Source organism: Nonomuraea sp. JJY05, from assembly GCF_043496855.1.
Classification (GTDB): domain Bacteria; phylum Actinomycetota; class Actinomycetes; order Streptosporangiales; family Streptosporangiaceae; genus Nonomuraea.
On the sequence record NZ_JBIEIS010000009.1, the window covers coordinates 195,319 to 220,511 of the forward strand.

Consider the following 25,193-nt stretch of genomic DNA (forward strand, 5'->3'; position numbering starts at 1 on the left):
CCCGAAGCCAGCAAGGAAGGCGCCGACGCCCCCGGAGACGAAACCGGCCGTCCCCCTCGACGAGGGGGACGGCCGGACGCGTCGGTCGGTCAGGAGCCCTTGTGGGTGGCCGTCCTTCGCAGCTTGATGTTCTCCAGCAGGTCGAACCCGTCGAGCAGGCGCTCGCCCAGCCCCCGCAGCCGCCGCAGCGTGGACGGCGGCAGCAGCACCGCCCGCAGCCGGCGCCCGCGTGACACCGTCGCCGCCAGCGCCTGGCGCACCTTGCGCAGGTCCTTGCGCAACGGCCCGACCTGCCCGGGATCCCTGGCGAACAGCACCCGCTCCACCGCGGACGCGATGGCCGTGATGGCCGCCGCCGAGTCCGCGTCGAACTCGTACTGCTGGGTCAGCCGCCGTGCCAGCGCCCGCGGGGTCTCGCTGAGCTGGCGGGCCATGCCGTAGTCGTACAGCACGTCGTCCAGCTCCGCCCAGGCGGCGGCGACCGACGGATGGCGGCCTCCCGACTTCGACGCGATCGTGGCCGTCAGCTCGTCCGACGGCTCCGAGACCTTCCAGCCCAGCGTGCGCACGCGCCGGTTCCTGGTGATCAGACGCAGGCCCGCGGGGATCAGCAGCACCAGCAGCAGCGCTCCCGCGCCGATGCCGATCTGGCCGATCAGCGGCATCGAGTCGTCCGTCGGCAGCCCGCCGGTGGCGACCACGCCCTCGCGGTCCAGCTCGCGCGGGTTGCGCCGGGCCTGCGGGTCGACCGGCTCGTCAGCGGACGAACTGGTCGAGCCCGGCGTCGGCGTCGAGGCCTCCCCGGTCGCCTCCGGCCTGGGCTGGGTGTACTCGGGCACCCGCGCGCTGCCCTGGCCGGCCGCGCCCGAGGGAGTGGGCTCGAACGGCAGCCAGCCCACGCCCTCGAAATACAGCTCGGGCCAGGAGTGGGAGTCGTTCGTGCCGACCTGCCACCGGTCGCCGACCTTCGTGCCGCCGGTGTAGCCGATGGCCACCCGCGCCGGGATGCCCACCAGCCTGGCCAGCACCGCCATCGACGTGGCGAACTGCTCGCAGTAGCCCGTACGGTCGCGCAGCAGGAAGTCCCGCAGCGCCGAGTTGCCGTGCCCCTGCGTGCTGAGGTTGTAGGTGAAGTCGCCGCCGGTGAAGAACTGCTGCAGCTTCACCGCCGCCTCGTAGTCCGTCCTGGCGTTCGCGGTCAGCTTGGTCGCGAGCTCGGCGATCTCGGGCGGGATGTTGTCCGGCAGCCTCAGGAAGCGGGGATCGACGTTGGGACGGGTCCCGCTGAGCGAGTCCAGCAGGTCCGGCGTGGGCTCCGGCTCGCTCGTGGTCACGTCGTACTCGGCGCCGACGGCCTCGTCGCGGGTGGAGAAGACCATGAGCGTGGCCGCGTCCGCCCGCCAGTCGCCGTCGATCTGGATCTGTCTCGGAGGGTACGGCAGCGGCAGGAACTCCAGCTTCGTGAGCTCGTCGCTGATCTGGATGTTCGTGGTGACGGTCTTGATCTTCGGCTGGGGGCCGAGGCCGGGCGGCGCCGGGAGGGGGCCGTTGTCGGTCCTGTTCCGCAGGGCGCCCTGGGGATCCGTCATGCCGAACTGCTGGCCGTCGAACGTGTCGAGCGCGTAGATGCGCAGATAGCGGGGCTTGTCGTCGTTGTTGGCGTAGGTGAGGACCACACGCCGTTCCGGCAGCTCCAGCTGGCCTCTCAGGCCCGCGACGGGGTTGGGGATGCTGATCGAGTTGCCCCGGCCCGAGCCGTTGCCGCCCACGCCGAACGTGAAGAACGACACCGGCTCCATGGCCGGCAGCAGGGCGGGTACCAGGACCGCCAGCACGATCGCGGCGAACCCGATGCGCTTGCCCGACAGCCGCAGCCCGCTGGTGTCGGCCGAACCGCGGGCGTCGGGGCGGGAGGACGTGGCGCGGGTCGTCCGCCGTACCAGCACCGCCCTGCCCCAGTGGCCGACCCGCTCGCGCCCGTCGGCGATCAGCAGGCCGATGAACCCGAGCGCGGCCAGGATGAACGCCGGCCAGCTGATCGGGTCGGGCAGGATCGTCGCCGGAACGGTGGCCAGCGCCAGCAGCGGCAGCCCGGCCAGCGCCGCCTTGCGCAGCCGCGCGGCCAGCAGGTCCACGGCGATCGCGATCAGCGCCACGCCGCCGGTGGTCAGCAGCGTGATGCCGGTGGTCTCCGGTACGGGAGCGGCGAAGCGCTGGATGTCGGCCCAGCCGACCCCCAGCAGCCTGCCCAGCTCCACCACCGACCCGCGGGTCGGCACCACCAGCGCCCACGCCTTGGCGGAGGCGAACGCCGCGGTCAGGTAGACCCACACCGCGAGCAGCGCGACCAGCGGCGCCGCCCACGCGGGCAGCGACAGGCGGCTGCTCAGCAGGCCCGCGGCCATGACGGCGAGCACGGCGCCGAGCGACGTCCAGAACCAGGAGCCGCCCTGGAAGAGCGGGTAGAGCAGGAATGCCGCGGCGAACGCGGCCACGCCGGAGGCGATGGTCAGCCTCATGCCGCACCTCCCGCCGGGTTGAGCGCGTACCTGCCGCGGTTGGCGGCGTTCTGCCAGACGGAGGCGATCGAGGTGCCCGCGGGCAGGCGCACGATGCGCCAGCCGTATCCGGCCAGGACCGTCTGCACGGCCTGGTGGTTCTCCGCGGCCACGCGGTCCCCGCCGTCCCAGGTGCTCACGTCGAGCATCACCGCCACGGCGGTGATGCCGCTGTGCCTCAGCCTGGCCAGCTCTCTTGCCTCCTCCGGGTCGAGGTCGCCGAGCACGGCCACGATCAGCCCGTCGCCCCCGCCCTGGCGCAGGGCCGAGACGCCCATCTCCAGGGAGCGGGCCGGGCTGTGCCGCACCACGGCGAGGGTGTCGAGCAGCGACCAGCTCAGTCCGGTGTCGGTCAGGTGCTCGGCGCCCTGGTCGGTCACCAGCCGCAGGCCGAGGCCCTCGCGGGCGAGGTGCACGCCGATCGAGGCCGCGGCCGAGACCGCCACCTCGAACGACGAGCGCGGGCCCTCGCCGCGGTGCGCGTATCTGCGGGTGTCCAGCAGGAGCGCTCCGCGGCTCTGCCACTGCTGCTCCTCGCGGCGCACCATCAGCTCGCCGCGGCGGGCCGTCGAGCGCCAGTGCACCCGGCGCAGGTCGTCGCCCTGCCGGTATTCGCGCGGCGCCACGTCGTCGTCGCCTGCCGCTGCCACGCTCCTGGTACGGCTGTCGCCGCCGCCCGTCCACTCACCCGACAGCCGCACGTGGGGGAGCGCCGCCACGTGCGGCGTCACCACGAGCGTGTCGCTGATCGTGAACGATCGGGTCAGCTCGACGAGCCCGAACGGGTCGGCGATGCGGACCGACAGCGGGCCGATCGTGTAACGGCCGCGCAGGTCCGAGCGCACCCGGTAGTCGATCTCCCGCACGCCCCGCGACTCGACCCGGTCCAGCACGAACCGGGGCCGCACGCCCAGCGCATAAGGAACGGTGTCCTCGATGAGCAGCAGGCCGGTCGGCAGCCTGGTGACGTTCTCCAGCCGCAGGGTCACGGTGGCCTCGCCGCCGACCTCGGCCCTCGGCGGGTCCAGGCGCCGGGCGCAGCTCAGCCGGTAGCGCGTGCGCGCCACCACCATGGCCGCCAGCAGCGGCAGCGCCGTCACCAGGACGCCGATCCTGAACAGGTCGTTCTCGCCCAGGATCACGGCCATCAGCAGCGCCGCGATGCCGGAGGCGAGGAACGACCTGCCCCTGGAGGTAAGCGCCCGCAGTCCGGCTCTCACCGCGCCTCGCTCAACCAGTGCCGAATACGCAGCCCATCCATTAGCGGCCTCTGGTCTCCGGCACCGGCACGCGCCTGATCAGATCGGTCACCACCTGCTCGGGCAGGCGGCGCTGCCCCTGGGCCTCGACGCTGGGCAGCAGCCGGTGCGCCAGCACGGGGATGGCCAGGTCCTGCAGGTCGTCGGGGATGACGTAGTCACGACCGGCCAGCGCGGCGTGCGCCCTGGCGGCCCGTACGAGCTGCAGCGTGGACCGGGGCGAGGCGCCCAGCCGCAGGTCAGGGGAGTGACGGGTGGCCACGACGAGGTCGATGGCGTACTTCTTGACCGCCTGCGAGACGTAGACGCCGCGTACGGCCTCGATGAGCGCCCGCACCTCGGCCGTCGTCGCCACCGGCTCCAGCTTGTCCAGCGGCGAGGTCTCGCCGTGCACGTCGAGCATCTCCAGCTCGGCGTTCGGCTCGGGGTAGCCCATCGCGATGCGCGCGGTGAAGCGGTCGCGCTGCGCCTCGGGAAGGGGATAGGTGCCTTCCATCTCGATGGGGTTCTGGGTGGCGATCACCATGAACGGCGCGTCCAGCTGGTACGTCTGGCCGTCCACCGTCACCTGCTGCTCTTCCATGCACTCCAGCAGCGCGGACTGCGTCTTCGGGGAGGCGCGGTTGATCTCGTCGCCGACCACGATGTTCGCGAACACCGGGCCGGGCTTGAACTCGAACTCCCGGGTCTGCTGGTTGTACGCGCTGACCCCGGTGATGTCGCTGGGCAGCAGGTCGGGAGTGAACTGCACGCGGCGCACCGGACAGTCGATGGAGCGCGCCAGCGCCTTGGCCAGCATGGTCTTGCCGACCCCGGGAACGTCCTCGATCAGGAGGTGACCCTCCGCGAGCAGGACGGTGAGCGTGATGCGGACGGCGTCGCCCTTGCCCTCGATCACCGATTCGATGGAGCCCCGAATCCGGTGCGCGGTGGAGACCAGCTCGTCGAGCTGGGGAGGGACATCATGGGTTACTGCCACCGGGCCTCCATGAGAGAAGTGCGACGGCTGTCCCGTAGGGTGCCTTTGCGGGAGCCATGCCATTCCTTTTCCATTGTGTGTACGACCCTACGACGCTGTGGGTTCTCGGGCGACATTTGTGGATATTCCAGGGAACCCTGGTGATGTTCCTGTTCTTGTCGCATAGCGGTACGAATCCCGTGACACGGCACCCCGCCGGGCGCTCCACTTTCCTCCACCGAGGGCTTCCCGAACGAGCCGAGCCCCTATTTCCGCGGTCTTTTGAACCCTCGACACGCCCATGAGGGTTGACCGCCCGGTCACCCCGCTCCACCCCACTCCATCGCTCTGACCTGCGGTAACGCAACGGAAACCGATGATGAAGACGGTTCGAATCAGTTGACGGTGGGGAGAAGTGGAGTATGGTGGTGCGCAGTGGAGGGCCCGGTGCGCCAGCGCTGAGCGCTTCACGAGGCACGGGAGGTGGGTCCGGTGTTCCTCGGCACCCATCAACCGCGTCTGGACGACAAGGGACGGCTGTTCCTGCCGGCTAAGTACCGTGAGGAGCTGGCGGAGGGTCTTGTGATCACCAAAGGCCAGGAGCGATGCCTCTACGTCTTTCCCGTGGAGGAGTTCCAGCGCATTACCGAGGCTCTCAGCACCGCCCCGGTCACCGCCAAGGCGGTGCGTGACTACAGCCGCGTCTTCTTCGCCAGTGCGTCCGACGAGAAGCCAGACAAGCAAGGGCGCATCACGATCCCGCAGAGCCTGCGTCAGTACGCGGGCTTGGAGCGTGACTGCGTCGTCATCGGGGCCAACACCCGGCTGGAGATCTGGGACGCGCAGGCCTGGGACACCTATCTCAGCGCGCAGGAGCAGGCGTTCGCCGATCTGTCGGAGGAGGTGCTGCCAGGGATCTTGTAGTGACCACGGTCGATCCGTCGGTGCTGTCGTTCGGCGAGGTCTCCACCCGCAACCACTGCCGGTCAGCTGATGCACCTTCCCCGGTGTCAGATGACAGGCGTCCACGAAGAGGGTGCGGATGGGGACCTGGCCGGGCGGCGCCGGGTGGGGACTCAGAGGTGGCCGACGATCGATCTATACGCGTCATCCGCGGGCAAGGGCGCGAGAGGGGGGTTGGAGATGCAGGACAACGCTGGCACGGGCGGTCACGTTCCGGTGATGCTCGAGCGCGTTCTGGAGCTGCTCGGGCCTGCGCTGGCCGGCAGCGAGCCGGTCGTCGTCGACGCCAACCTCGGCCTCGGTGGCCACTCGGAGGCCCTGCTCGCCGCCTATCCATCACTGCATCTGATCGGGATCGACCGCGACCCTTTCGCGATCGACTTCTCGACTCGCCGGCTGAGCCCGTACGCGGACCGGATCACCCTGGTCCACGCCTCCTCCGGTGACCTGGCCGAGGTGCTCGCCCGCGCGGGCCGCACCACGGTCAACGCGGCCCTGTTCGACCTCGGGGTCTCCTCGCCGCAGCTCGACGAGGCGGAGCGCGGGTTCGCCTATTCCTACGACGCGCCCCTCGACATGCGGATGGACACCGACCAGGAGCTGACGGCGGAGCGGGTGGTCAACACCTACTCCGCCGCGGAGCTGACCCGCATCCTGCGCGACTACGGAGAAGAACGATTTGCTCCGCGTGTCGCGGGCCTGATCATCAAGGAACGGGCCAAAGAGGCCATAACCTCGACTAAGCGGCTTGCGGACATCGTGCGAGAGGCGATTCCCGCCGCGACCCGGCGCACTGGGGGAAACCCCGCCAAGAGGACTTTCCAAGCGCTGCGCATCGAGGTGAACGCGGAGCTGTCCGCCCTGGAGGCGGCGCTGCCCGCGGCGCTCGACGCGCTGGCGCTGGGTGGGCGAGTCGTCGTGCTCTCCTACCACTCGCTCGAGGACCGGCTCACCAAGCAGGCCCTCACGGCGCGAACCAGGGACACCAGCCCCCCCGGGCTGCCCGTCCCGTTGCCGGCTCACCAGCCGAGGTTCCGCCTCCTGACGAGGGGAGCCGAGCTCCCAAGCGAAGAAGAGCTCGCCCGCAATCCGCGGGCGGCCTCGGCCCGGCTACGGGCGGCAGAGAGGATCCGTGTTGACGACTGAGCAGGAGACCGGCCGGGGAGCGCCCGTCCGCCGCGCGACCCCCAAGACGGGTACGCGCCGGCTCGGGGCGCCGCACCAGTCCAAGCCGCGGCCCCGTCCTGACGTCGAGAGCAAGCTGTCGGCGGCCGAGCGGGCGCGCCTCGACCTCGACGGCAAGCGGCCCGGCGCCGAGCGGGAGCGCGCCGACGGCGCCACCCGCGTGCGCCCGGACAGCCGTCCCGGGACCCGTACGGGCACGGGCACCGGCACCGGCGCTCGCACCGTCGGCAAGCGGATCGGCGCGGTGGGCGCGCAGATCCGGCGGCCGATGCCGCGGCGCCGGCCCGCGCGCCGGCAGCGCGCGCCGTTCGTGCTGCTCGTCGTCGGGCTGCTCTGCGGCGGCCTGGTTAGTCTCCTGCTGCTCAACACCATGCTCGCCAAGGACGCCATCACCGACGCCAACCTGCGCGACGAGATCGCGGTGGCGCGTCAGGAGAAGGAGAAGATCGACCTCGAGTACCAGCTCAAGAATCAGCCCGACGTCCTCGCGACGCAGGCCGAGAACCAGGGCCAGCACCGCAACTGGGACAACGTCGACAGCTGGAGCGGTGCGGGCGCCGACGGCCAGAGCGGGCAGGCGGACAGGGAACGGTGAGCAACTCAGGCGGCAGGGGGCAGGGTCCCGGCCGCGGCGCTGGCGGCGCCGGCTCTCAAGGAGGGCCCGGCGCCGCTCGTCGTACGCCGGGCGGTCCTGGACGGGCGGGGCGGCAGGGCGGCTCCGCACGTTCTGATGGGGGCCGTTCCGAGGGTTCCGGCCGCCCGGCGTCGCCGGAGAATCCGCCGCGCCAGCCGCGCAAGCGCCCGCCGGACCCTCTCGACCTGCCGTTCGGCCCTGACGACCCGCCTCGGGGGCGACCGCCGCGCGAGTCCGGCGACGAGCCGCGTGGCCGTTCCCGCCGCGGCGACGACGCCGACCGCGCCGACCCGGGTGAGCCCGGCCGTCCCCGCTCCGGCGGCAGCCGCCAGAGCGGCCCCGACCGCGCCCGCCGCGACGGCACCCGCCAGAGCGGCCCGGACCGCGCCCGTCCGGGCGGCTCGGGACGCGGGCGCTCGCGCGGCGACGCCGCGGACGGCACCCGCAGGCGCCCTCGCGACGAGGACGACCGCCCCAAGAACGGCACGGGGCGCGGTCGTGACGAGGACGAGCGCCCGAGGGGTGGCGCGGGGCGCGGTCGTGACGAGGACGAGCGCCCGAGGGGTGGCGCGGGGCGCGGTCGTGACGAGGACGAGCGCCCGAAGAACAGCGCGGGGCGGAGCCGTGCCGAGGGCGACCGGCCCAGAGGGCGCGCTCCTCATGGGCGCGATGACGCCGACCGGCTGCGCGGGCGCGTCCAGGGAGGCGACGAGCGAGCACGCGGCAGGCAGGAGGACGACGCGCCGCGCCGCGGCCGGCCGGAGGACGACGTCCGGAGCCGGGCCAGGGAGGATGCCGCCCTGCGGCGTCCCCAGGCGGGCGGCCCGAGGCCGCAGGCCGCCAGGCCGGAGGCGGCACGGGGCCGTGAGCGGGTGGCGGCGCGCCGCGGCGGGGAGGTGCCCCCGCCCCGAGGGCCGCGCCGTCCGCCGCCGCGCCCGCCCAGGCCGCCGTTGGTGCTGCGGCTGGGCAACCCGCGCAGGCGCATCAACATCGGCCTGATCGGCATGACGTTCGTGCTGTCGATCTTCGCCGGGCGGCTGATCCAGATGCAGGGCCTCGACTCCAAGGTGTACGAGGCCGCGGCGGTGGGCCAGCGCACGCACACCGAAGAGATCCCCGCCAAGCGCGGCTCGATCACCGACGCCAACGGCCACGGCCTGGCCATCACCGTAGAGGCGCGCGAGCTGTCCATCGACCCGTCCAAGGTCACCCCGCAGACCCGGGCCAAGTGGTCCGCCCTCCTGGCCCAGCAGCTCGGCAAGAGCGAGCAGGAGATCGCCGCCAAGCTGGCCAGGACCAACACCCGCTACCAGCGCCTGGCCACGGACGTCGACCCGGTCGTGGCCACCCGCCTGCAGCAGGCCGGCGTGCCCGCGCTGGCGGCGAAGAAGACCTACCGCAGGCTCTACCCGGCGGGCGACCTGGCGGGCAGCCTTATCGGGTTCGTCGGCGACGAGGGCGCCGGCCTGGGTGGCATCGAGCAGGCCAGGAACACCCTCCTGGCCGGCCAGGACGGCGAGCAGCGCGTCGAGACTGGCCGCGACGGCCTGCGCATCCCGATGACCAGCAGCCAGCACACCGCCCCCGTCAACGGCCAGGACGTGCGGCTGACGATCGACCGCGACATCCAGTGGGCCGCCCAGGAGTCGATCGCCGAGCAGGTCGAGAAGGCCGGCGCCGACAGCGGCACCGTGATCGTCATGGACGTGCAGAGCGCCCAGATCATCGCCATGGCCAACGCCCCCGAGCTCGACCTGAACAACTGGCGCAAGGCCCCCGCGGCCATGTACGTCAACAAGGCCGCCGCCGACGTGTTCGAGCCCGGCAGCACCAACAAGGTGATCACGGCCGCCGCCGCGATCGAGGCCGGCGCGGTGACGCCCGACACGGTGTTCCAGGTCCCCGACCGGATCAGGTGCGCCGACCAGGTGCTGCGCGACGCGCACGCGCACAAGGCGGAGTCGATGACCTTCCGCCAGGCCGTGGCCGAGTCCAGCAACGTGGCCACGATCATGGCCGCGCGCAAGGTCGGCAGTGAACGCCTCTACCGGATGCTGAAGGCGTTCGGGTTCGGCACGCGGCCGGGCGGCGGCGTGCCGAGCGCGGAGGCCGGGCTGCTGCCCGACTACAAGAACTGGTCGGGCAGCCAGAGCTGCACCGTCGCCTACGGGCAGGGCGTTTCGGTGACCGCGCTGCAGATGGCCAGCGTCTATCAGACCATCGCCAACGGCGGCGTCAAGATCGAGCCGCGGATCGTGGCCGGCACGACGGACACGTCCGGCAGGTTCGTTCCCGCTCCCGCAGGTAAGCAGACCAGAGTGGTGAGCGCGACGACTGCCAAGGAGATCACGACGATGCTGGAGAGCGCGGTGAGCGCGGAGGGCACGGGACTGCTCGCGGCCATCCCCGGCTACCGGGTGGCGGGCAAGACGGGCACGGCCAACCGCTACGATGCGAAGCTCGGCCGGTACGAGGGCTACACGGCCTCGTTCGTCGGGTTCGCGCCCGCCGACAAGCCCCGGCTGGTGGTGCTGTCGGTGCTGCAGAACCCGAAGAACGGCCACTTCGGCGGGCAGTTGGCGGCCCCCGTGTTCAAGGATGTGATGACGTTCGCCATCAAGAGCAAGAAGATTCCTCCCACAGGCTCCGCCGCGCCGCCGGTGCGGATGCGCGCGGGACAGTGACCAGGGAAGGTACGCTCTCGCCGTGCGTCCCCCGTCGTCTATGCGTCCTACGACCAGCCCGCCCCGCCCGCTGACCGGGCTCGCGACCATGCTCGACGCCGACTCAGGCACGTCGCGGTCGCCTCATGCCGCCCTGACCGGCGTCACCATCGACTCCCGCAACGTCATGCGCGGAGATCTCTACGTGGCATTGCCCGGCAACCAGGCCCACGGCGCCGCCTTCGCCGCCGAGGCGATGGCCAAGGGAGCCGTGGCGGTGCTCACCGACCGCGCCGGCCGCGACGAGGCCGTCGCGACCGGGCTGCCGGTGCTGATCGTGCCCGACCCGCGCGCCCTGCTCGGGCAGATCTCCTCCTGGGTGTACGGGCAGCCGGCCCACGACATCCAGGTCCTCGGAGTCACCGGCACCAGCGGCAAGTCCACCACCACGTTCATGATCGAGGCCGGCCTGCGGGCCGCCGGGCACCGGGCCGGCCTGGTGGGCGGCGTCGAGATCCGCGCGGGTGAGGCGCGGTTCCAGCCCACGCTCACCACGCCCGAGGCGCCGCAGCTGCACGGCCTGTTCGCCCTCATGCGCGAGGAAGGCGTCAGCGCGGCCGTCATGGAGGTCTCCAGCCACGCCCTGGCGCTCGGCAGGGTCGACGGGATCTTCTACGACGTCGCCCTGTTCACCAACCTCTCCCAGGACCACCTCGACTTCCACAAGGACTTCGAGGACTACTTCGCGACCAAGGTGCGGCTGTTCCAGCCGGAGCTGAGCCGGGCCGGCGTGACCAACATCGACGACCGCTACGGGCGCGAGCTGCTCGACCTGGCGAAGGTGCCGATGACCACGTACTCGGCGCTGGGCGACCCGGAAGCCGAGTGGCGGGCGCTGGACGCCCGGCTGGGCGCCGACGGCAGCGCGTTCAGGGTCGTGGGGCCCGGCGGGGTCGAGGCGGACGCCCAGATCTCGCTGCCGGGGCCGTTCAACGTCGCCAACGCGCTCGGCGCGATCGTCACGCTCGTCGAGGCCGGGGTGCCGCTGCACACCGCCGTGCACGGCGTGGGCTCGCTCACCGGGGTGCCGGGGCGCATGCAGCGGATCACGGCCGCGGGAGACGAGTTCCAGGCCGTCGTGGACTACTCCCACAAGCCCGGCGCCGTGGAGTCGGTGCTGCGCTCGCTGCGGTCCGTCACGGCGGGCACGCTGACGATCGTGCTCGGCTGCGGCGGCGACCGCGACAAGGGCAAACGGCCTATCATGGGCGAGCTCGCCGCCCAGCTGGCGGATGTGGCCATTTTCACGAGCGACAATCCGCGCTCGGAGGATCCGCTGGCCATTCTCGTGACGATGATGGAGGGAGCGCTCCGCGTTCCGCAGCACGACCGCGCTCATGTGATCATTGAGCCCGACCGCGCGGCCGCCATCGGCCTGGCGATCGCCCGGGCCGGGCAGGGCGACGTGATCGTCGTGGCCGGCAAGGGTCATGAGCAGGGTCAGTACATTTCAGGCGAAGTGATCCCCTTCGACGACCGTGAGGTGGTCGCGGAGGCGATCGCGGCACGCAAGGAAAGCACGGAAAGCAGGAAGCACTGATGATCCCCTTGCCTCTGGCCAGGATCGCCGAGATAACCTCGGGCGCCCTGACGGGCATGGCCGATCCCCGCGCGGTCGTACGCGGGCCCGTCGTGATCGACTCGCGGGCCGTAGAACCGGGATCGCTGTTCGTGGCCATCAAGGGCGCGCGCGTCGACGGCCACGACTACGCCGCGCAGGCGATCAGGGCCGGAGCCGTCGCCGTGCTGGCCACCAGGCCGGTCGAGGGTCCCGCGGTGATCGTGCCCGACGCCGCCGCCGCGCTGGCCGAGCTGGCCACCGCCCAGGCGGCCGCGCTGCCCAAGGTCACCGTGATCGGCGTGACCGGCTCGGCGGGCAAGACCAGCACCAAGGACCTGCTGGCGCGGCTCACCGCCCGCGTCGGGCCCACGATCGCCCCCGTCGGCAGCTTCAACAACGAGCTCGGACACCCGCTGACCGTGCTGCGGGCCGACCTCGAGACCCGCTTCATGGTGCTGGAGCTGGCCGCGCGCAACATCGGCCACATCAAGGACCTGACCCGCATCGCGCCGCCGCAGATCGGCGTGGTGCTCAACGTCGGCACCGCCCACCTCGGCGTGTTCGGCGGCAAGGAGGCCATCGCGAAGGCCAAGGGCGAGCTGGTCGAGGCGCTGCCGCGCACCGGCGTGGCCGTGCTGAACGCCGACGACCCGCTGGTGCGGGCCATGGCCTCGCGCACGGACGCGCGGGTCACGTTCTTCGGCCGGGGTGAGTCGGCCTCCATCCGCGCCGAGGGCGTCACGGTCGACGCCCGCGGGCGGGCCTCCTTCACGCTGCGCACGCCCTCGGGGTCCGCGCCCGTGTCGCTCCAGCTGTACGGCGAGCACGCCGTCGACAACGCCCTCGCCGCCGCCGCGGCCGGTTACGAGCTGGGCCTGCCGGTGGCGACCATCGCCGCCGAGCTGTCGCAGGCCACGCCGCTCAGCCGCTGGCGGATGGAGGTCACCGACCGGGCCGACGGGGTCACGGTCGTCAACGACGCGTACAACGCCAATCCCGACTCGATGCGGGCGGCGTTCGCGGCCTTCGAGGTGCTGGGCCGGGGGCGGCGGCGCTTCGCCGTCATCGCGGCGCTGCGCGAGCTGGGCGAGGAAGGGCCCGCGCTCAACGCGGAGCTGGGCCGGCTGGCCGGCGGCTCCGGCCTGGCCGGGCTCATCGTGGCCGGCCCGGACGCGGGCCCGGTGCTGGAAGGGGCGCGCGCCGCCGCGGCGGAGGCCCAGGCGGCCGCTCAGGCGGCCCTGGACGCCCAGGCGGCGGCCCAGGCCGCGGCCGGGGTCCCGCAGGCGCCCGTTCCCCACCAGAGCGCGCCTCAGGGCTGGCACGGACCTTCCCCGGACCAGGGCTGGCATGGGCCCTCCCCGGACCAGGGCTGGCACGGGCCCTCCCCGGATCAGGGCTGGCACGGGCCGTCCCCCGAGCAGGGGGCCCCGCAGCCGGGCGGGCCTCCCATGGGCGCACCCTTCGGCGGCGCTCCCGCCGGGCCGCACGCAGGTGGGCCTCACCCGGGTGGGCCGGTGGCCGGGGCGTCTCCTGGTGGCGGGGCCGCGTATCCTGCGCAGGCGATGCGAATCGTGCACGTGCCCGATGCCGAGGCGGCCGCGGCCGAGCTGGCCGGATGGCTGCGGCCGGGCGACGCGGTGCTGGTGAAGGGACCGAGAGCCATGGGGCTGGAACGGACGGCCGAGCTCGTGCTCGGAGGTGCCGCCCAGTGACCGACATCATCATCGCCGGTGCGGTGGGCCTGATCCTGTCGATGCTGGGCACCCCGCTGGCGATCCGGCTGTTGTCGCGGCGCCGCTACGGCCAGCAGATCCGCGAGGAAGGCCCGTCAGGACACCACGGCAAGCGGGGCACCCCCACCATGGGCGGCATCGTGTTCGTGCTGGCCGCGCTGCTCGCCTACGGCGCCTCCCACCTGGCCACCCTGGCTCCCCCCACGGTGTCGGGCATGCTGGTGCTGTTCCTGATGACAGGACTCGGCGCGGTCGGCTTCCTCGACGACTTCATCAAGATCTACAAGCAGCGCAGCCTCGGCCTCCGCAGCGGCGCCAAGGCGCTCGGCCAGCTCATCGTCGGCGCCGTCTTCGCGTTCCTGGTGGTCCGCCAGCCCAACGTCTACGGCATCACCCCCGCCGAGACCCGGGTGTCGTTCCTGCGGGACATCGGCCCGTCGATCGGCATCGTCGGATTCACCATCTGGGTGCTCTTCATGATCGTCGGGTTCTCCAACGCGGTGAACCTCACCGACGGCCTCGACGGTCTGGCCAGCGGCGCGACCGGCGTCGTGCTCGCCGCGTACGTGCTGATCGGCAACTGGCAGCTGCGCAACAACTGCATCGACCAGCTCGGCCCCAACTGCTACTGGGTGCGTGACCCGCTCGACCTGGCCGTGGTGGCCGCCGCCGTGCTCGGGGCGCTGATCGGGTTCCTGTGGTGGAACGCGCCGCCCGCCCGCATCTTCATGGGCGACACCGGCTCGCTGGCCCTGGGCGGCGTGCTGGCCGGCCTGGCCATCGCCACCCGCACCCAGCTTCTGCTGATCATCCTGGCCGGCCTGTGTGTGATCATCACCCTCTCGGTCATCATCCAGGTCGGGTTCTTCAAGATGACCGGGAAACGGGTGTTCAGGATGGCGCCGTTGCAGCACCACTTCGAGCTGAAGGGCTGGGCCGAGACCACGATCGTGGTCAGGTTCTGGCTGATCGCGATGCTCTGCTCGGCCCTCGGGCTCGGGCTGTTCTACGTCGAGTGGATGCCGAAGGCATGAGCGTGACGTGTGTGGCGGGGCTCGGCGTGTCCGGCACCGCCGTGGCGCGGGTGCTGGCCGAGCGCGGCGAGCGCGTCGTGGTCGTGGAGGCGGTGGAGGGCGAGCGCCAGCTCGCCGCCGCCGCCGAGCTGGCCGCGGCCGGCGTGGAGACCCGCTTCGGCGCGATGGAGATCCCGGAGGGCGCGACGCGCCTGGTCACCACCGGCTGGGCGCCGCACCACCCCCTGATCGCCGCCGCGCTCGAGGCGGGCGTCGAGGTCGTGGGGGAGGTGGAGCTGGCCTGGCGGCTGCGCCCGGCGCAGGCGGCCCCGTGGCTCGCGCTGACCGGCACCAACGGCAAGACCACCGCCGTGCGCATGCTGACCTCGATCCTGCTGGCCGCCGGGCACAAGTCACTGGCCGTCGGGAACGTGGGCGTCCCCGTGGTGCGGGCCGTCGCCGAGCCGTACGACGCGCTGGCCGTCGAGCTGTCCAGCTTCCAGCTCCACTGGTCCAGCACGCTGGCCCCGCACGCCGCGGCCATCCTCAACGTGGCCCCTGACCACCTCGACTGGCACGGCTCCATGGAGGAGTACGCCGCCGCCAAGGGCCGCATCTTCGAGCGGGCCGCGCACGTGATCTACAACGCCGACGATCCCGAGGCCACGAGGCTGGCCGCGCCCTATCCGGGAGCGGTCGGGTTCACGCTGCGGGTGCCCAAGCGCGGCGAGATCGGCGTCGTGGAGGACCTGCTGGTCGACCGGGCGTTCGTGGCCGACCCGGTGGAGGCGGCCGAGGAGCTGGCGACGCTGGAGGACGTACGGCCCTTCGCGCCCCACAACGTGGCCAACGCGCTGGCCGCCGCCGCCCTGGCCCGCTCGCTCGGCGTCCCGTCGGAGGCGGTGCGCCAGGGGCTGCGCGACTTCGTGCCCGACCCCCACCGCCTCGCCCACGTCGACCGGGTCGGCGAGGTCGACTACATCGACGACTCCAAGGCGACCAACCCGCACGCCGCCGCCGCGGCGCTGGCCTCGTACCCGTCGATCGTGTGGGTCGCGGGCGGGCAGCTGAAGGGCGCGGACGTCGACGACCTGGTGCGCCAGGCGGCCCCCAGACTGCGCGGAGCGGTGCTGCTCGGGGCCGATCGGGCCAGGATCGCCGAAGCCATCGCGCGACACGCGCCGAATGTCCCCGTCGTGGACATCGCCGATCGGGACACTGGTGCGATGGAAAGAGTCGTCACCGAAGCCGCCCGGCTGGCCTCGCCCGGGGACACCGTGCTGCTCTCCCCGGCGGGGGCCTCGCTCGACATGTTCGCCAACTACCCGGCGCGGGGGGAGGCCTTCGCGCGCGCCGTACGCGGGCTGAGGCTGCGACGTGAGCGCGAGCGCTGAGGAGCCGCGCGCCGTCGAGGGGCCGGGCGGCTGGGCGCGCGAGCAGCTCGGCTCGCTGAAGGAGCTGCTCGACAAGCCGCTGACGACGTACTACCTGATCATCATGTGCAGCGCGCTGCTGCTCGCGCTCGGCCTGATGATGGTGCTGTCGGCCTCCAGCGTCGAGGCGCTGCAGAAGACCGGCAGCCCGTTCTCGTGGTTCTTCAAGCAGTCGCTGTCGGCCGCGGTGGGCCTGCCGGTGATGTGGGCCTGCTCGCGGCTGCCGGTCAAGTTCTTCCGCTGGGCGGGCTACCCCATGATGGCGCTGTCGATCCTGGCGCTGGTCATGGTGCTGTTCATCGGCTCGTCCGAGCTGGGCGCGCAGCGGTGGATCTACATCGGCCCGTTCACGCTCCAGCCGTCCGAGCCGGCCAAGCTCGGGCTCGTGCTGTGGGGGGCCGACCTGCTGGCCAGGCGGGCGCGGCAGGGCCGCATCGAGTGGCGGCAGCTGCTGATCCCGCTCATGCCCGGCACCGCGATCCTGGCCGTCATGGTCATGCTCGGCCGCGACCTGGGCACCACGCTGGTGCTGTTCTTGATCTTCCTGGCGCTGCTGTGGGTGGTGGGGGCGCCGATCAAGCTGTTCGGCGGCCTCATGGCGCTCGCGGTGCTCGCCGCGGTCATCATGATCAAGGTGGAGCCGTACCGGATGGCGCGCATCGGGGCCTACCTCAACCCGTGGGCCGACGCGCAGGGCGCCGGCTACCAGGCCGTGCAGGGGCAGATCGCGATGGGCTCCGGTAGCTGGTTCGGGATCGGGCTGGGTCAGAGCCGGCAGAAGTGGAGCTGGCTGCCGCACGGCGAGAGCGACTTCATCTTCGCCATCCTCGGCGAGGAGCTCGGGCTGATGGGCACGCTGATGGTGGTGGCGCTGTTCGGGCTGCTCGGGTACGCGGGGCTGCGCGTCGCCGTCCGCGTCAACGACGCCTTCACCAGGCTCGCCGCCGCCGCCATGGTGGCCTGGATCGTCGGGCAGGCGACCGTCAACATGGGCGCCGTGCTCGGCGTGCTGCCGATCACCGGCATCCCCCTGCCGCTGGTCTCGTACGGCGGTTCCTCGCTGCTGCCCACGCTCGCCGCGCTCGGAATGCTGCTGTCGTTCGCCAAACGGGAGCCGGGTGCGCGGGAGGCCTTGAAAGCTCGTGGCCCCGGACCGGCCGCCCGGGCCCTAAGCTGGCTTGGCCTGGGGGGTACGTCCAGAGGCCGAGTGACACGTTAGGGAGTGACCGAGATGAGGGTGGTCCTCGCCGGTGGGGGGACGGCCGGGCACATCGAGCCCGCGCTCGCCCTTGCGGACGCGCTGCGCCATCTTGACCGGAGCGTCGGCATCACCTGCATGGGCACCGAGCGCGGTTTGGAGACGAGGCTCGTGCCCGCCAGGGGCTATGAGCTGGAGCTGGTGCCGGCCGTGCCGCTGCCAAGGGCGATCACTCCGAGCCTGCTCACCGTGCCGGGCCGGCTGGCCGGGGCGATCAACGCCGCGGCCGGCATACTCGACCGGGTCCAGGCCGACGTCCTCGTGGGCTTCGGCGGCTACGTCGCGACCCCCGCCTATCTGGCGGCCAAGCGGCGCGGCGTGCCGATCGTCGTGCACGAGGCCAATCCCCGCCCCGGGCTGGCCAACCGGCTGGGCGCCCGGCTCACCGACCACGTCTTCACCGGCTTCCCCGACGCGGCGATGCCCAAGGCCGAATACATCGGCACCCCGCTGCGCCGCGAGATCGTCACGCTCGACCGGCTGTCGGCGGGCGACAAGGCGCGCTCCTGGTTCGGGCTGGAGAACGACCGGCCGACGCTGCTGGTCTTCGGCGGCTCACAGGGCGCCAGGTCGCTCAACCAGGCCGCGCTCGCCGCCGCGCCCGTGCTGCGCGGCGCGGGCGTGCAGGTGCTCCACGTGCTCGGCCCCAACAACAACGTCGACCACGAGCCCCCGCCGGGCGACCCGCAGTACGTGCTGCTGCCCTACGTCGACCGCATGGACGTCGCCTACGCGGCCGCCGACTTCGCGCTGTGCCGCGCCGGCGCGCTGTCGTGCGCGGAGCTGACCGCGGTGGGGCTGCCGGCCGCGTACGTGCCGCTGCCGCACGGCAACGGCGAGCAGGCCGTCAACGCCGGGCGCATCGCCCGCGGCGGCGGCGGCCTGATGGTCGACGACGCCCAACTGTCACCCGAATGGATCATCCACAACGTGCTGCCCATCCTCCGTGACCCCGAGCGGGTCGCCGCCATGTCGGAGGCCGCCTCCAGACTTGGCCGGAAGGACGCCGATATCATGCTTGCCCGGAAAGTGTTGGAGATAGCCCGATGAGTCTCGTCAAGCTGGTCGATCCCGTCGCCGTAGCGGAGCTGGGGCGGGTGCACTTCATCGGCATCGGCGGCGCGGGCATGTCGGGCATCGCCCGCATCCTCCTCAAGCGCGGCGTGCGGGTGTCGGGCAGCGACGCCCGCAGCTCCGAGCTGGTCACCGAGCTGCGCGAGCTGGGCGCCACGGTCCACATCGGCCACGCCGCCTCGCACATCAAGGACGTCGACACCGTGGTCGTCTCGACCGCCATCCGCGACTCCAACCCCGAGCTGGGCGAGGCGCTCAAGCAGGGGCTGCGGATCATCCCGCGGGCCGCCGCGCTGGCCTCCGTCATGGCCGGGCGCACCGCCGTGGCCATCGCGGGCACCCACGGCAAGACCACCACCACCTCGATGCTGACCGTGGCCCTGCAGAAGTGCGGCGCCGACCCGTCCTACTGCGTGGGCGGGCAGCTCGTCACCACCGGGCTCGGCGCCGACGAGGGGCAGGGCCAGGTGTTCGTGGCCGAGGCCGACGAGAGCGACGGCTCCTTCCTCATGCTCGCGCCCGACATCGCCGTGGTGACCAACGTCGAGGCCGACCACCTCGACAACTACGGCGACCCGGACGCCGTGCACGCCAGCTTCGCCCGCTTCGCCGAGCGGGTGGGCTCGCTACTGATCGCGTGCGCCGATGACCCGGGCGCGGCCGAGCTGGCGCGCCGGGCGCGCGAGCGGGGGCTGCGGGTCAAGACGTACGGGGCCGAGGGCGAGGACTACCGCGTGAGCGGGGTCAGGCCCGACGGGTTCGGCACGGTCTTCGGCATCGAGGGCAGGGGCGAGGTCCGGCTGGCCGTCCCCGGGGCGCACAACGCACTCAACGCCACCGCGGTGATCGCCGTGGCCGACGAGCTGGGGCTGCCCTTCGAGGAGATCAGAGAGGGGTTGGGGGCCTTCACGGGGGCCAAGCGGCGCTTCGAGGCCAAGGGCGAGGCCAGCGGCATCGCGGTCTTCGACAGCTACGCCCATCACCCGACCGAGCTCACCGCCGACCTCAAGGCCGCCCGCGACGTGGTCGCCTCCTACTCCGGAGACGGCCGGGTCATCGCGATCTTCCAGCCGCACCTCTACTCGCGCACCCGCTTCTTCGCCGACGAGTTCGGCGCGGCGCTCGGGCTGGCCGACGAGGCCATCGTGCTCGACGTCTACGGGGCCCGCGAGGATCCCGAGCCGGGCGTCTCCGGCGCGATGGTGGCCGGGAAGGTGCCGCTGCCTCCGGAGCGGGTCGCGTACGCGCCCGACCGGGCCCTGGTGCCCGCGATGGTGGCCGAGCGGGCGCGGCCGGGTGACATCGTGCTCACCATGGGCGCGGGCGACGTCACGGAGCTCGGCCCCCAGATCGTGGCCCGCCTCTCCTGAGACCCTCGCGCACTCAAGGCGCGCGCCTGACGGGCGGGAGTCCCTGGGGGAAGTACGGGCGTGCGCGCGTTGGAGGGCGTCCGTCCCGTTGGGGGGGCGTTTGGGCGTGGCGCGCGGGTGCCGGAGCGCGCGTCGGCGTAGGTTCTGTGCCGACGCCCGGGGCCGGAACCCGGGAGCCGGCATGGGGAGGGCGATGAAGGCGAGGACGGCGTTCCTGGGGCTGCTGACCGCGGGAGTGGTGGGCACGGCCGCCTGGCTGGTGTTCTTCTCGCCCGTGCTGGGCGTGCGCTCGATCGAGATCGTGGGAAATCTCACAGTACCGAGCGAGCGCATCAAGCAGCAGGCCGGCGTGCCGGACCTCCATCCTCTGGCCACCGTCAACCTCGCCGACGTCGAAAGCCGCGTCCTGGGCATCAGACAGCTCGCCAAGGCGAAGGTGGACCGGATCTGGCCGGGCACGCTCAAGATCGAAGTGGTCGAGCGCGAGCCCGTCGCCGCGATCCCCGCGGGCGGCAAGGTGGCGATCGTCGACAAGCAGGGCGTGGTGATCGAGGTCAAGTCCGCGGCGCCGCCCATGCTGCCGCTGCTGAAGGTCGACAACCCCGCCGTCGGCGACCCGGCCATGACGGCGGCGCTGCAGGTCATCCAGGCGGTCCCGGCCGCACTGGCGCCCAAGGTCAGGGAGGTGCGCGCGGGGACGGCCGAGGGCGTGACCCTGCTGCTGTCCGACGGGCGCACCGTCATCTGGGGCGGGGCCGACCGGCCCAAGGAGAAGGCCCGCATTCTCACATCACTGCTCAAACGCGAGAAAGCCACGGTGTACGACGTCAGCTCCCCGGACGTGGTGACGCTGAAGTGATCAAGACTGGGCAAGTGCGCGGCAACGGCATCTCCCAGCTTGTGCGAGGTGGGGGTCGCGGCGTGAGAGCCTTAAGTCGTACGTCGGGCAGAGGAGCCCCCGACCAGGCGCGACTTCGGAGCGAAACGGACAGCCCGCGACACGCCGGACGTGCTTGCGGCGCGGTTAGTTGACCCGCCAGGTAGGGGACTCCTACTGTCCGTATCAATCCTCAGGTTGACATAAATCTAAATCTCAACCTGAGGTTGAGAGTTACCCGAAGTGACAAAAAGCGGAGACGATCCGCACCGAAATGGCAAGTCAACGAGCGGAAAGGCCCCTCGTCGTGGCAGCACCGCAGAACTACCTCGCGGTCATCAAGGTCGTCGGCATCGGCGGCGGCGGAGTCAACGCCGTCAACCGGATGATCGAGGAGGGACTCAAGGGCGTCGAGTTCATCGCCATCAACACCGACGCCCAGGCGCTGCTGATGAGTGACGCCGATGTGAAACTCGACGTGGGCCGTGAGCTCACGCGCGGACTGGGCGCGGGCGCCAACCCCGACGTGGGGCGCAAGGCGGCCGAGGACCACCGCGAGGAGATCGAGGAGGTCCTCAAGGGGGCCGACATGGTCTTCGTCACGGCCGGCGAGGGTGGCGGCACCGGCACGGGCGGCGCGCCCGTCGTGGCCAACATCGCCCGGTCGCTCGGCGCGCTCACCATCGGCGTCGTGACCCGGCCGTTCAGCTTCGAGGGACGGCGCAGGGCCATGCAGGCCGAGGCCGGCATCGAGACGCTGCGCGACGAGGTCGACACGCTGATCGTGATCCCCAACGACCGCCTGCTGTCGATCTCCGACCGGCAGGTGAGCGTGCTGGACGCGTTCAAGGCGGCGGACCAGGTGCTGCTGTCCGGTGTGCAGGGCATCACCGACCTGATCACCACCCCTGGTCTGATCAACCTCGACTTCGCCGACGTCAAGTCGGTCATGTCGGGCGCCGGCTCGGCCCTCATGGGCATCGGCCACGCGCGCGGCGACGACCGTTCGGTGGCGGCGGCCGAGATGGCGGTCTCCAGCCCGCTGCTGGAGGCCAGCATCGACGGCGCCCACGGCGTGCTGCTGTCGATCGCGGGCGGCTCCGACCTCGGTCTGTTCGAGATCAACGAGGCCGCGCAGCTCGTGTCCATGGCGGCCGCGCCCGACGCCAACATCATCTTCGGTACGGTCATCGACGACGCGCTCGGCGACGAGGTCCGCGTGACGGTGATCGCGGCCGGATTCGACGACGTGCCGCCCCCGGTGGAGAAGCCGCTGCCCCGTCCGGCGAGCCGTCCCGCCGCCCCGCCGGCCGCGCCTCCCGCGTCGTCCCCTGTGCGGCCGAGCGTCGCTTCCCCGAGCGTGAAGTCGGAGCAGCCCGCGCTGCGCCCTGAGCCGCGCGCTGAGGTGCGTCCGGAGCCGCGTGCGGACTTCCGGCCCGAGCCGCGCGCCGAATTCCGTCCTGAGCCCCGTCCGGAGCCGCGGGCCGAGTTCAGGGCCGACCCCCGGCCGGAGCCGCGCGCGGAGTTCAGGGCGGATCCCCGCCCGGAGCTCCGTCCCGAGCCGCCGCGCCCGGAGCCGGTGCGCCCGGTGGAGTCGGCGCAGATCCCCGGGCCCGACGACGAGCCGCCGGCCGACGAGCCGTCCGGCCCCGTCTCCATCCCCCGGCCCACGCCCGAGCCCGCCAACCCGCCCACGCCCATCACCTCCCGCATGTCGGAGCCCGCCAAACGTCCTCGGGTGATCTTCGAGGAACAGGAAGAGGAGCTCGACGTCCCCGACTTCCTCAAATAGCCCGGTAGCCTGACGCCGCTCCCCGGCAGGGATCCGGGAGCGGCGCCGTCGTGCGCGCGAGGCGTACCGCACGGGCGTGTGTAGTGAAAGGGAGAGCCACGTGAGAAGGGACGAGATCGCGGCCGGGCTCGCCGAGGTCGACACGCGCATCGCGGCGGCCTGTCGCGCGGTGGGGCGCGACCGCGGCGAGGTCACGCTGATCGCCGTCACCAAGACCCGCCCGGCCGAGGACGTGCGGATCCTCGCCGAGCTGGGCGTGCGCGACGTCGGCGAAAACCGGGACCAGGAGGCCGCGCCCAAGGCGCAAGAGCTTGCCGACCTGCCGCTGACCTGGCATTTCGTCGGCCAGCTCCAGACGAACAAGGTCCGTTCCGTCGTCGCGTACGCCGACGTGATCCACTCCGTCGACCGGCTGCGGCTGGTGGAGGCGATCAGCAAGGAGGCCGTGCGCCAGGGCCGCAGGGTCGGCTGCCTCATCCAGGTCGCGCTCGACGACGACCCCGACAGAGGCGGCGCCCGCGCCGCGGACGTGCTGGAGCTGGCCGACGAGGTGGCGCTGGCCGAGGGTCTGTGGCTGGGCGGCGTCATGGCCGTGGCGCCGCTGGGGGAGGAGCCCGCCAAGGCGTTCGCCAGGTTGCGCGACGTGGCCACGCGCCTGGAGGAGCAGCACCCGCGGGCCACGATGATTTCAGCCGGTATGAGCGAGGACCTCACCGAAGCCATCGCGTACGGCGCGACACACGTGCGGGTCGGTACGGCGTTGCTCGGTCGTCGCAAGCCCTTCGTCAGGTAATGTCCCCTCAAGTGGGTCTTCAGGCCCATGACCAAGTAGAGGTCGATCAGCGGTGAGCTCCAAGGGGGTACGGCTACCGCCTCGGGATCCGGCGACGGGCTCGAGCGAGTGCGACCGTGAGCAGGAGGACGACGTAGCGATGGCCGGCGCGATGCGCAAGATGGCGGTCTACCTCGGTCTCGTGGAGGACGACCGCTACGAGAGGTACGAAACCTACCCGGACGACTACGCCTACGAGGACGAGGTGCAGCGGACCGGCGACGAGCGGCCCGTGGCGGTCCAGGACCGCGACGACGAGCCCGAGGCAGGGGTGCCCGCGCCCAGGCCCGCCACGACGATCCTGGAGCGCCGCACGACCGATCTGGCCCGCATCACGACGCTCCACCCCCGGACGTACAACGAGGCGCGTACCATCGGAGAGCACTTCCGAGACGGCACCCCGGTCATCATGAATCTGACGGAGATGGTTGACAGCGACGCCAAGCGTCTTGTCGATTTCGCGGCAGGTCTGGTCTTTGGCCTACATGGCAGCATTGAACGTGTTACCAACAAGGTGTTCCTGTTGTCCCCTGCCAATGTCGAGGTGACCGCCGAGGACAAGGCCCGAATCGCGGAACGCGGGTTCTTCAACCAGAGTTAGAGTCTCTGTATGTCTATCGCACCCATCCGGGTCTCGCCGAGACCGGGAGGGCGCATCAGAAGTGGAGGCGCGGCCAGGCCGTGGGGATCGTCAGTCAGATCTTGGTCGTAGTCCTGTCTCTCTATCTGGTGCTGCTCATCGGCAGAATGATCTTCGAGACGGTCCAGGCTTTCGCTCGTCAGTGGCGCCCGTCCGGCATCGTCCTGGTGCTGGCCGAGGCCACTTACACCGCAACTGACCCACCTCTCAAGTTCCTCCGCCGTTTCATTCCCCCGCTCCGGTTGGGTACGGTGGCCTTTGACCTAAGCTTCACTGTCCTGTTCATCGCCGTCCTGCTGCTGATCCAGCTCGCGGGGCTGCTTCGATGACGGGGGCAGTGTGGCGCAGGTCGTGATCCAACTCGTGTCCGCGCTGAAGTGATTCGGGTTACCGTCCCTCCGGACAGACTCCAAAGCGCGCCAAGGAGACCAAAAAATGCCGCTGACGCCCGCTGATGTGCGGAACAAGCAGTTCAGTACCACCCGGCTGCGGCCGGGCTACGACGAGGAAGAGGTCGACGCCTTCCTCGACGAGGTGGAGGCTGAGCTCGACCGTCTGATCCAAGAGAACGAAGAGCTCCGCGCCAAGCTGGCCGAGTGCCTGCGGGGGAAGGTGCCTGGCGGCATGAACATGCCCATGGCCTCCGCCCCGGTCCAGGAGCAGCCCAAGCCCGAGATGATGGCTCCGCCGCCCCAGCCGGAGCCCATGCGCGCCCCCGAGCCGCCGCCCGTGCAGCAGCCGGTCCCCGTCGCCATGAACATGCCTCCCGCCGAGGACAACATGGACACCGCGGCCCGCGTGCTCGCCCTCGCCCAGCAGACCGCCGACCAGGCGATCTCCGACGCCCGCCGGGAGGCGGACGAGACGGTCACCCGCGCCCGCCGCGAGGCCGACGAGATCCTCACCAAGGCGCGCCGCCAGGCCGAGCAGGTCATCGGCGACGCCCGCGCCCGCGCCGAGACGCTCGAGCGCGACGCGCAGGAGCGCCACCGCCAGGCGATGGGCTCGCTGGTGCAGACCCGCGACGAGCTCGAGCGCAAGGTCGAGGAGCTGCGCAGCTTCGAGCGCGAATACCGCAGCAGGCTCAAGCTCTACCTGGAAAACCAGCTCGCCGAGCTCAACGTCTCCGCCGAGGGCAGCGGTGGGTTCCCGGTGATGTCCGGTGGTCCGACGGGTCAGGCGCCCGCCATGTCGCACGCCGTGTCGCAGGGCCAGCCGCCTCTTCCCGGTGGTCCCAGCCCGTTCGGCGGCGAGGCCCCGCAGGGTGCCTTCCCCGGCGGTGACGGTCCTCACAACGACCGCCGGTAAAGTAGCGGGTCACTAGGACCTG

The 25,193-nt window shown here is 71.8% G+C and carries 20 protein-coding genes; 17 read left to right on the forward strand and 3 right to left on the reverse strand.

The window, feature by feature from the left end:
• Positions 1-89 precede the first annotated feature (89 nt).
• Genes ACFKCF_RS16040 through ACFKCF_RS16050 form a run of 3 tightly spaced genes read right to left on the reverse strand, consistent with a single transcriptional unit; the run spans position 90 to position 4,859 of the window.
• Positions 90-2,519, reverse strand: a complete 2,430-nt coding sequence (locus tag ACFKCF_RS16040; RefSeq protein WP_394494271.1) for a transglutaminaseTgpA domain-containing protein — start codon at positions 2,517-2,519, stop codon at positions 90-92.
• Positions 2,516-3,778 carry a DUF58 domain-containing protein gene (locus tag ACFKCF_RS16045; protein ID WP_394494273.1) on the reverse strand — a complete coding sequence of 421 codons (1,263 nt, stop codon included), beginning with the start codon at positions 3,776-3,778 and terminating at the stop codon, positions 2,516-2,518. The genes ACFKCF_RS16040 and ACFKCF_RS16045 overlap by 4 nt, the downstream gene beginning before the upstream one ends.
• 40 nt (positions 3,779-3,818) lie before the next feature.
• Entirely contained in the window at positions 3,819-4,859 is a 1,041-nt protein-coding gene (locus ACFKCF_RS16050) for an AAA family ATPase (protein ID WP_394494275.1), read from the reverse strand.
• Between the two features lie 408 nt (positions 4,860-5,267).
• On the opposite strand from ACFKCF_RS16050, the gene mraZ reads away from it, so the two are divergent.
• From mraZ to ACFKCF_RS16135, 17 genes are all read left to right on the forward strand, one after another.
• Positions 5,268-5,699: a division/cell wall cluster transcriptional repressor MraZ gene (gene mraZ, locus ACFKCF_RS16055; protein WP_090930667.1), complete on the forward strand. Its 432-nt coding sequence runs from the start codon at positions 5,268-5,270 to the stop codon at positions 5,697-5,699.
• A 219-nt stretch (positions 5,700-5,918) separates the two neighbouring features.
• Positions 5,919-6,884, forward strand: coding sequence for a 16S rRNA (cytosine(1402)-N(4))-methyltransferase RsmH (rsmH, locus tag ACFKCF_RS16060; protein ID WP_394494277.1), 966 nt, complete (start codon positions 5,919-5,921; stop codon positions 6,882-6,884).
• Positions 6,874-7,518, forward strand: a complete 645-nt coding sequence (locus ACFKCF_RS16065; RefSeq protein WP_394494279.1) for a hypothetical protein — start codon at positions 6,874-6,876, stop codon at positions 7,516-7,518. Before rsmH ends, ACFKCF_RS16065 begins: the two co-directional genes overlap by 11 nt.
• On the forward strand, positions 7,515-10,241 hold the full coding sequence (locus ACFKCF_RS16070; RefSeq protein ID WP_394494281.1) for a penicillin-binding transpeptidase domain-containing protein: 2,727 nt from the start codon (positions 7,515-7,517) through the stop codon (positions 10,239-10,241). Before ACFKCF_RS16065 ends, ACFKCF_RS16070 begins: the two co-directional genes overlap by 4 nt.
• Before the next feature lie 40 nt (positions 10,242-10,281).
• Positions 10,282-11,820: a UDP-N-acetylmuramoyl-L-alanyl-D-glutamate--2,6-diaminopimelate ligase gene (locus tag ACFKCF_RS16075; RefSeq protein WP_394494283.1), complete on the forward strand. Its 1,539-nt coding sequence runs from the start codon at positions 10,282-10,284 to the stop codon at positions 11,818-11,820.
• Positions 11,820-13,553 (forward strand): UDP-N-acetylmuramoyl-tripeptide--D-alanyl-D-alanine ligase, encoded by a 1,734-nt coding sequence (gene murF, locus ACFKCF_RS16080; protein ID WP_394494285.1) that lies wholly within the window; start codon positions 11,820-11,822, stop codon positions 13,551-13,553. The genes ACFKCF_RS16075 and murF overlap by 1 nt, the downstream gene beginning before the upstream one ends.
• Complete coding sequence (gene mraY / locus ACFKCF_RS16085; protein ID WP_394494287.1) at positions 13,550-14,608, forward strand: phospho-N-acetylmuramoyl-pentapeptide-transferase; 1,059 nt, start codon at positions 13,550-13,552, stop codon at positions 14,606-14,608. The genes murF and mraY overlap by 4 nt, the downstream gene beginning before the upstream one ends.
• Positions 14,605-15,981 (forward strand): UDP-N-acetylmuramoyl-L-alanine--D-glutamate ligase, encoded by a 1,377-nt coding sequence (murD, locus tag ACFKCF_RS16090; protein WP_394494290.1) that lies wholly within the window; start codon positions 14,605-14,607, stop codon positions 15,979-15,981. Before mraY ends, murD begins: the two co-directional genes overlap by 4 nt.
• Positions 15,965-17,239: a putative lipid II flippase FtsW gene (ftsW, locus tag ACFKCF_RS16095; protein ID WP_394494292.1), complete on the forward strand. Its 1,275-nt coding sequence runs from the start codon at positions 15,965-15,967 to the stop codon at positions 17,237-17,239. Before murD ends, ftsW begins: the two co-directional genes overlap by 17 nt.
• Before the next feature lie 12 nt (positions 17,240-17,251).
• Positions 17,252-18,328: an undecaprenyldiphospho-muramoylpentapeptide beta-N-acetylglucosaminyltransferase gene (gene murG, locus ACFKCF_RS16100; RefSeq protein ID WP_394494293.1), complete on the forward strand. Its 1,077-nt coding sequence runs from the start codon at positions 17,252-17,254 to the stop codon at positions 18,326-18,328.
• The gene (gene murC / locus ACFKCF_RS16105; RefSeq protein WP_394494295.1) at positions 18,325-19,722 is read left to right on the forward strand and encodes a UDP-N-acetylmuramate--L-alanine ligase; all 1,398 of its coding nucleotides are present in this window, start codon (positions 18,325-18,327) and stop codon (positions 19,720-19,722) included. Before murG ends, murC begins: the two co-directional genes overlap by 4 nt.
• Before the next feature lie 193 nt (positions 19,723-19,915).
• Positions 19,916-20,581 (forward strand): cell division protein FtsQ/DivIB, encoded by a 666-nt coding sequence (locus tag ACFKCF_RS16110; protein WP_394494296.1) that lies wholly within the window; start codon positions 19,916-19,918, stop codon positions 20,579-20,581.
• Between the two features lie 325 nt (positions 20,582-20,906).
• Positions 20,907-22,391: a cell division protein FtsZ gene (ftsZ, locus tag ACFKCF_RS16115; RefSeq protein WP_394494298.1), complete on the forward strand. Its 1,485-nt coding sequence runs from the start codon at positions 20,907-20,909 to the stop codon at positions 22,389-22,391.
• 100 nt (positions 22,392-22,491) lie between these two features.
• On the forward strand, positions 22,492-23,184 hold the full coding sequence (locus ACFKCF_RS16120) for a YggS family pyridoxal phosphate-dependent enzyme (RefSeq protein WP_387557751.1): 693 nt from the start codon (positions 22,492-22,494) through the stop codon (positions 23,182-23,184).
• A 139-nt stretch (positions 23,185-23,323) separates the two neighbouring features.
• Entirely contained in the window at positions 23,324-23,824 is a 501-nt protein-coding gene (locus tag ACFKCF_RS16125; protein WP_192792253.1) for a cell division protein SepF, read from the forward strand.
• An 80-nt stretch (positions 23,825-23,904) separates the two neighbouring features.
• Complete coding sequence (locus ACFKCF_RS16130) at positions 23,905-24,192, forward strand: YggT family protein (protein ID WP_185073017.1); 288 nt, start codon at positions 23,905-23,907, stop codon at positions 24,190-24,192.
• A gap of 106 nt (positions 24,193-24,298) precedes the next feature.
• Positions 24,299-25,171: a DivIVA domain-containing protein gene (locus ACFKCF_RS16135; RefSeq protein ID WP_364832558.1), complete on the forward strand. Its 873-nt coding sequence runs from the start codon at positions 24,299-24,301 to the stop codon at positions 25,169-25,171.
• Positions 25,172-25,193 lie beyond the last annotated feature (22 nt).

Coding starts and splice junctions, on each gene's coding strand:
- ACFKCF_RS16040 (WP_394494271.1), bottom strand. CDS start 2,519: ATGAGGCTGACCATCGCCTCCGGCGTGGCCGCGTTCGCCGCGGCATTC.
- ACFKCF_RS16050 (WP_394494275.1), bottom strand. CDS start 4,859: ATGGCATGGCTCCCGCAAAGGCACCCTACGGGACAGCCGTCGCACTTC.
- rsmH (WP_394494277.1), top strand. CDS start 5,919: ATGCAGGACAACGCTGGCACGGGCGGTCACGTTCCGGTGATGCTCGAG.
- ACFKCF_RS16075 (WP_394494283.1), top strand. CDS start 10,282: ATGCGTCCTACGACCAGCCCGCCCCGCCCGCTGACCGGGCTCGCGACC.
- murF (WP_394494285.1), top strand. CDS start 11,820: ATGATCCCCTTGCCTCTGGCCAGGATCGCCGAGATAACCTCGGGCGCC.
- murD (WP_394494290.1), top strand. CDS start 14,605: ATGAGCGTGACGTGTGTGGCGGGGCTCGGCGTGTCCGGCACCGCCGTG.
- murG (WP_394494293.1), top strand. CDS start 17,252: ATGAGGGTGGTCCTCGCCGGTGGGGGGACGGCCGGGCACATCGAGCCC.
- murC (WP_394494295.1), top strand. CDS start 18,325: ATGAGTCTCGTCAAGCTGGTCGATCCCGTCGCCGTAGCGGAGCTGGGG.
- ACFKCF_RS16110 (WP_394494296.1), top strand. CDS start 19,916: ATGAAGGCGAGGACGGCGTTCCTGGGGCTGCTGACCGCGGGAGTGGTG.
- ACFKCF_RS16125 (WP_192792253.1), top strand. CDS start 23,324: ATGGCCGGCGCGATGCGCAAGATGGCGGTCTACCTCGGTCTCGTGGAG.
- ACFKCF_RS16135 (WP_364832558.1), top strand. CDS start 24,299: ATGCCGCTGACGCCCGCTGATGTGCGGAACAAGCAGTTCAGTACCACC.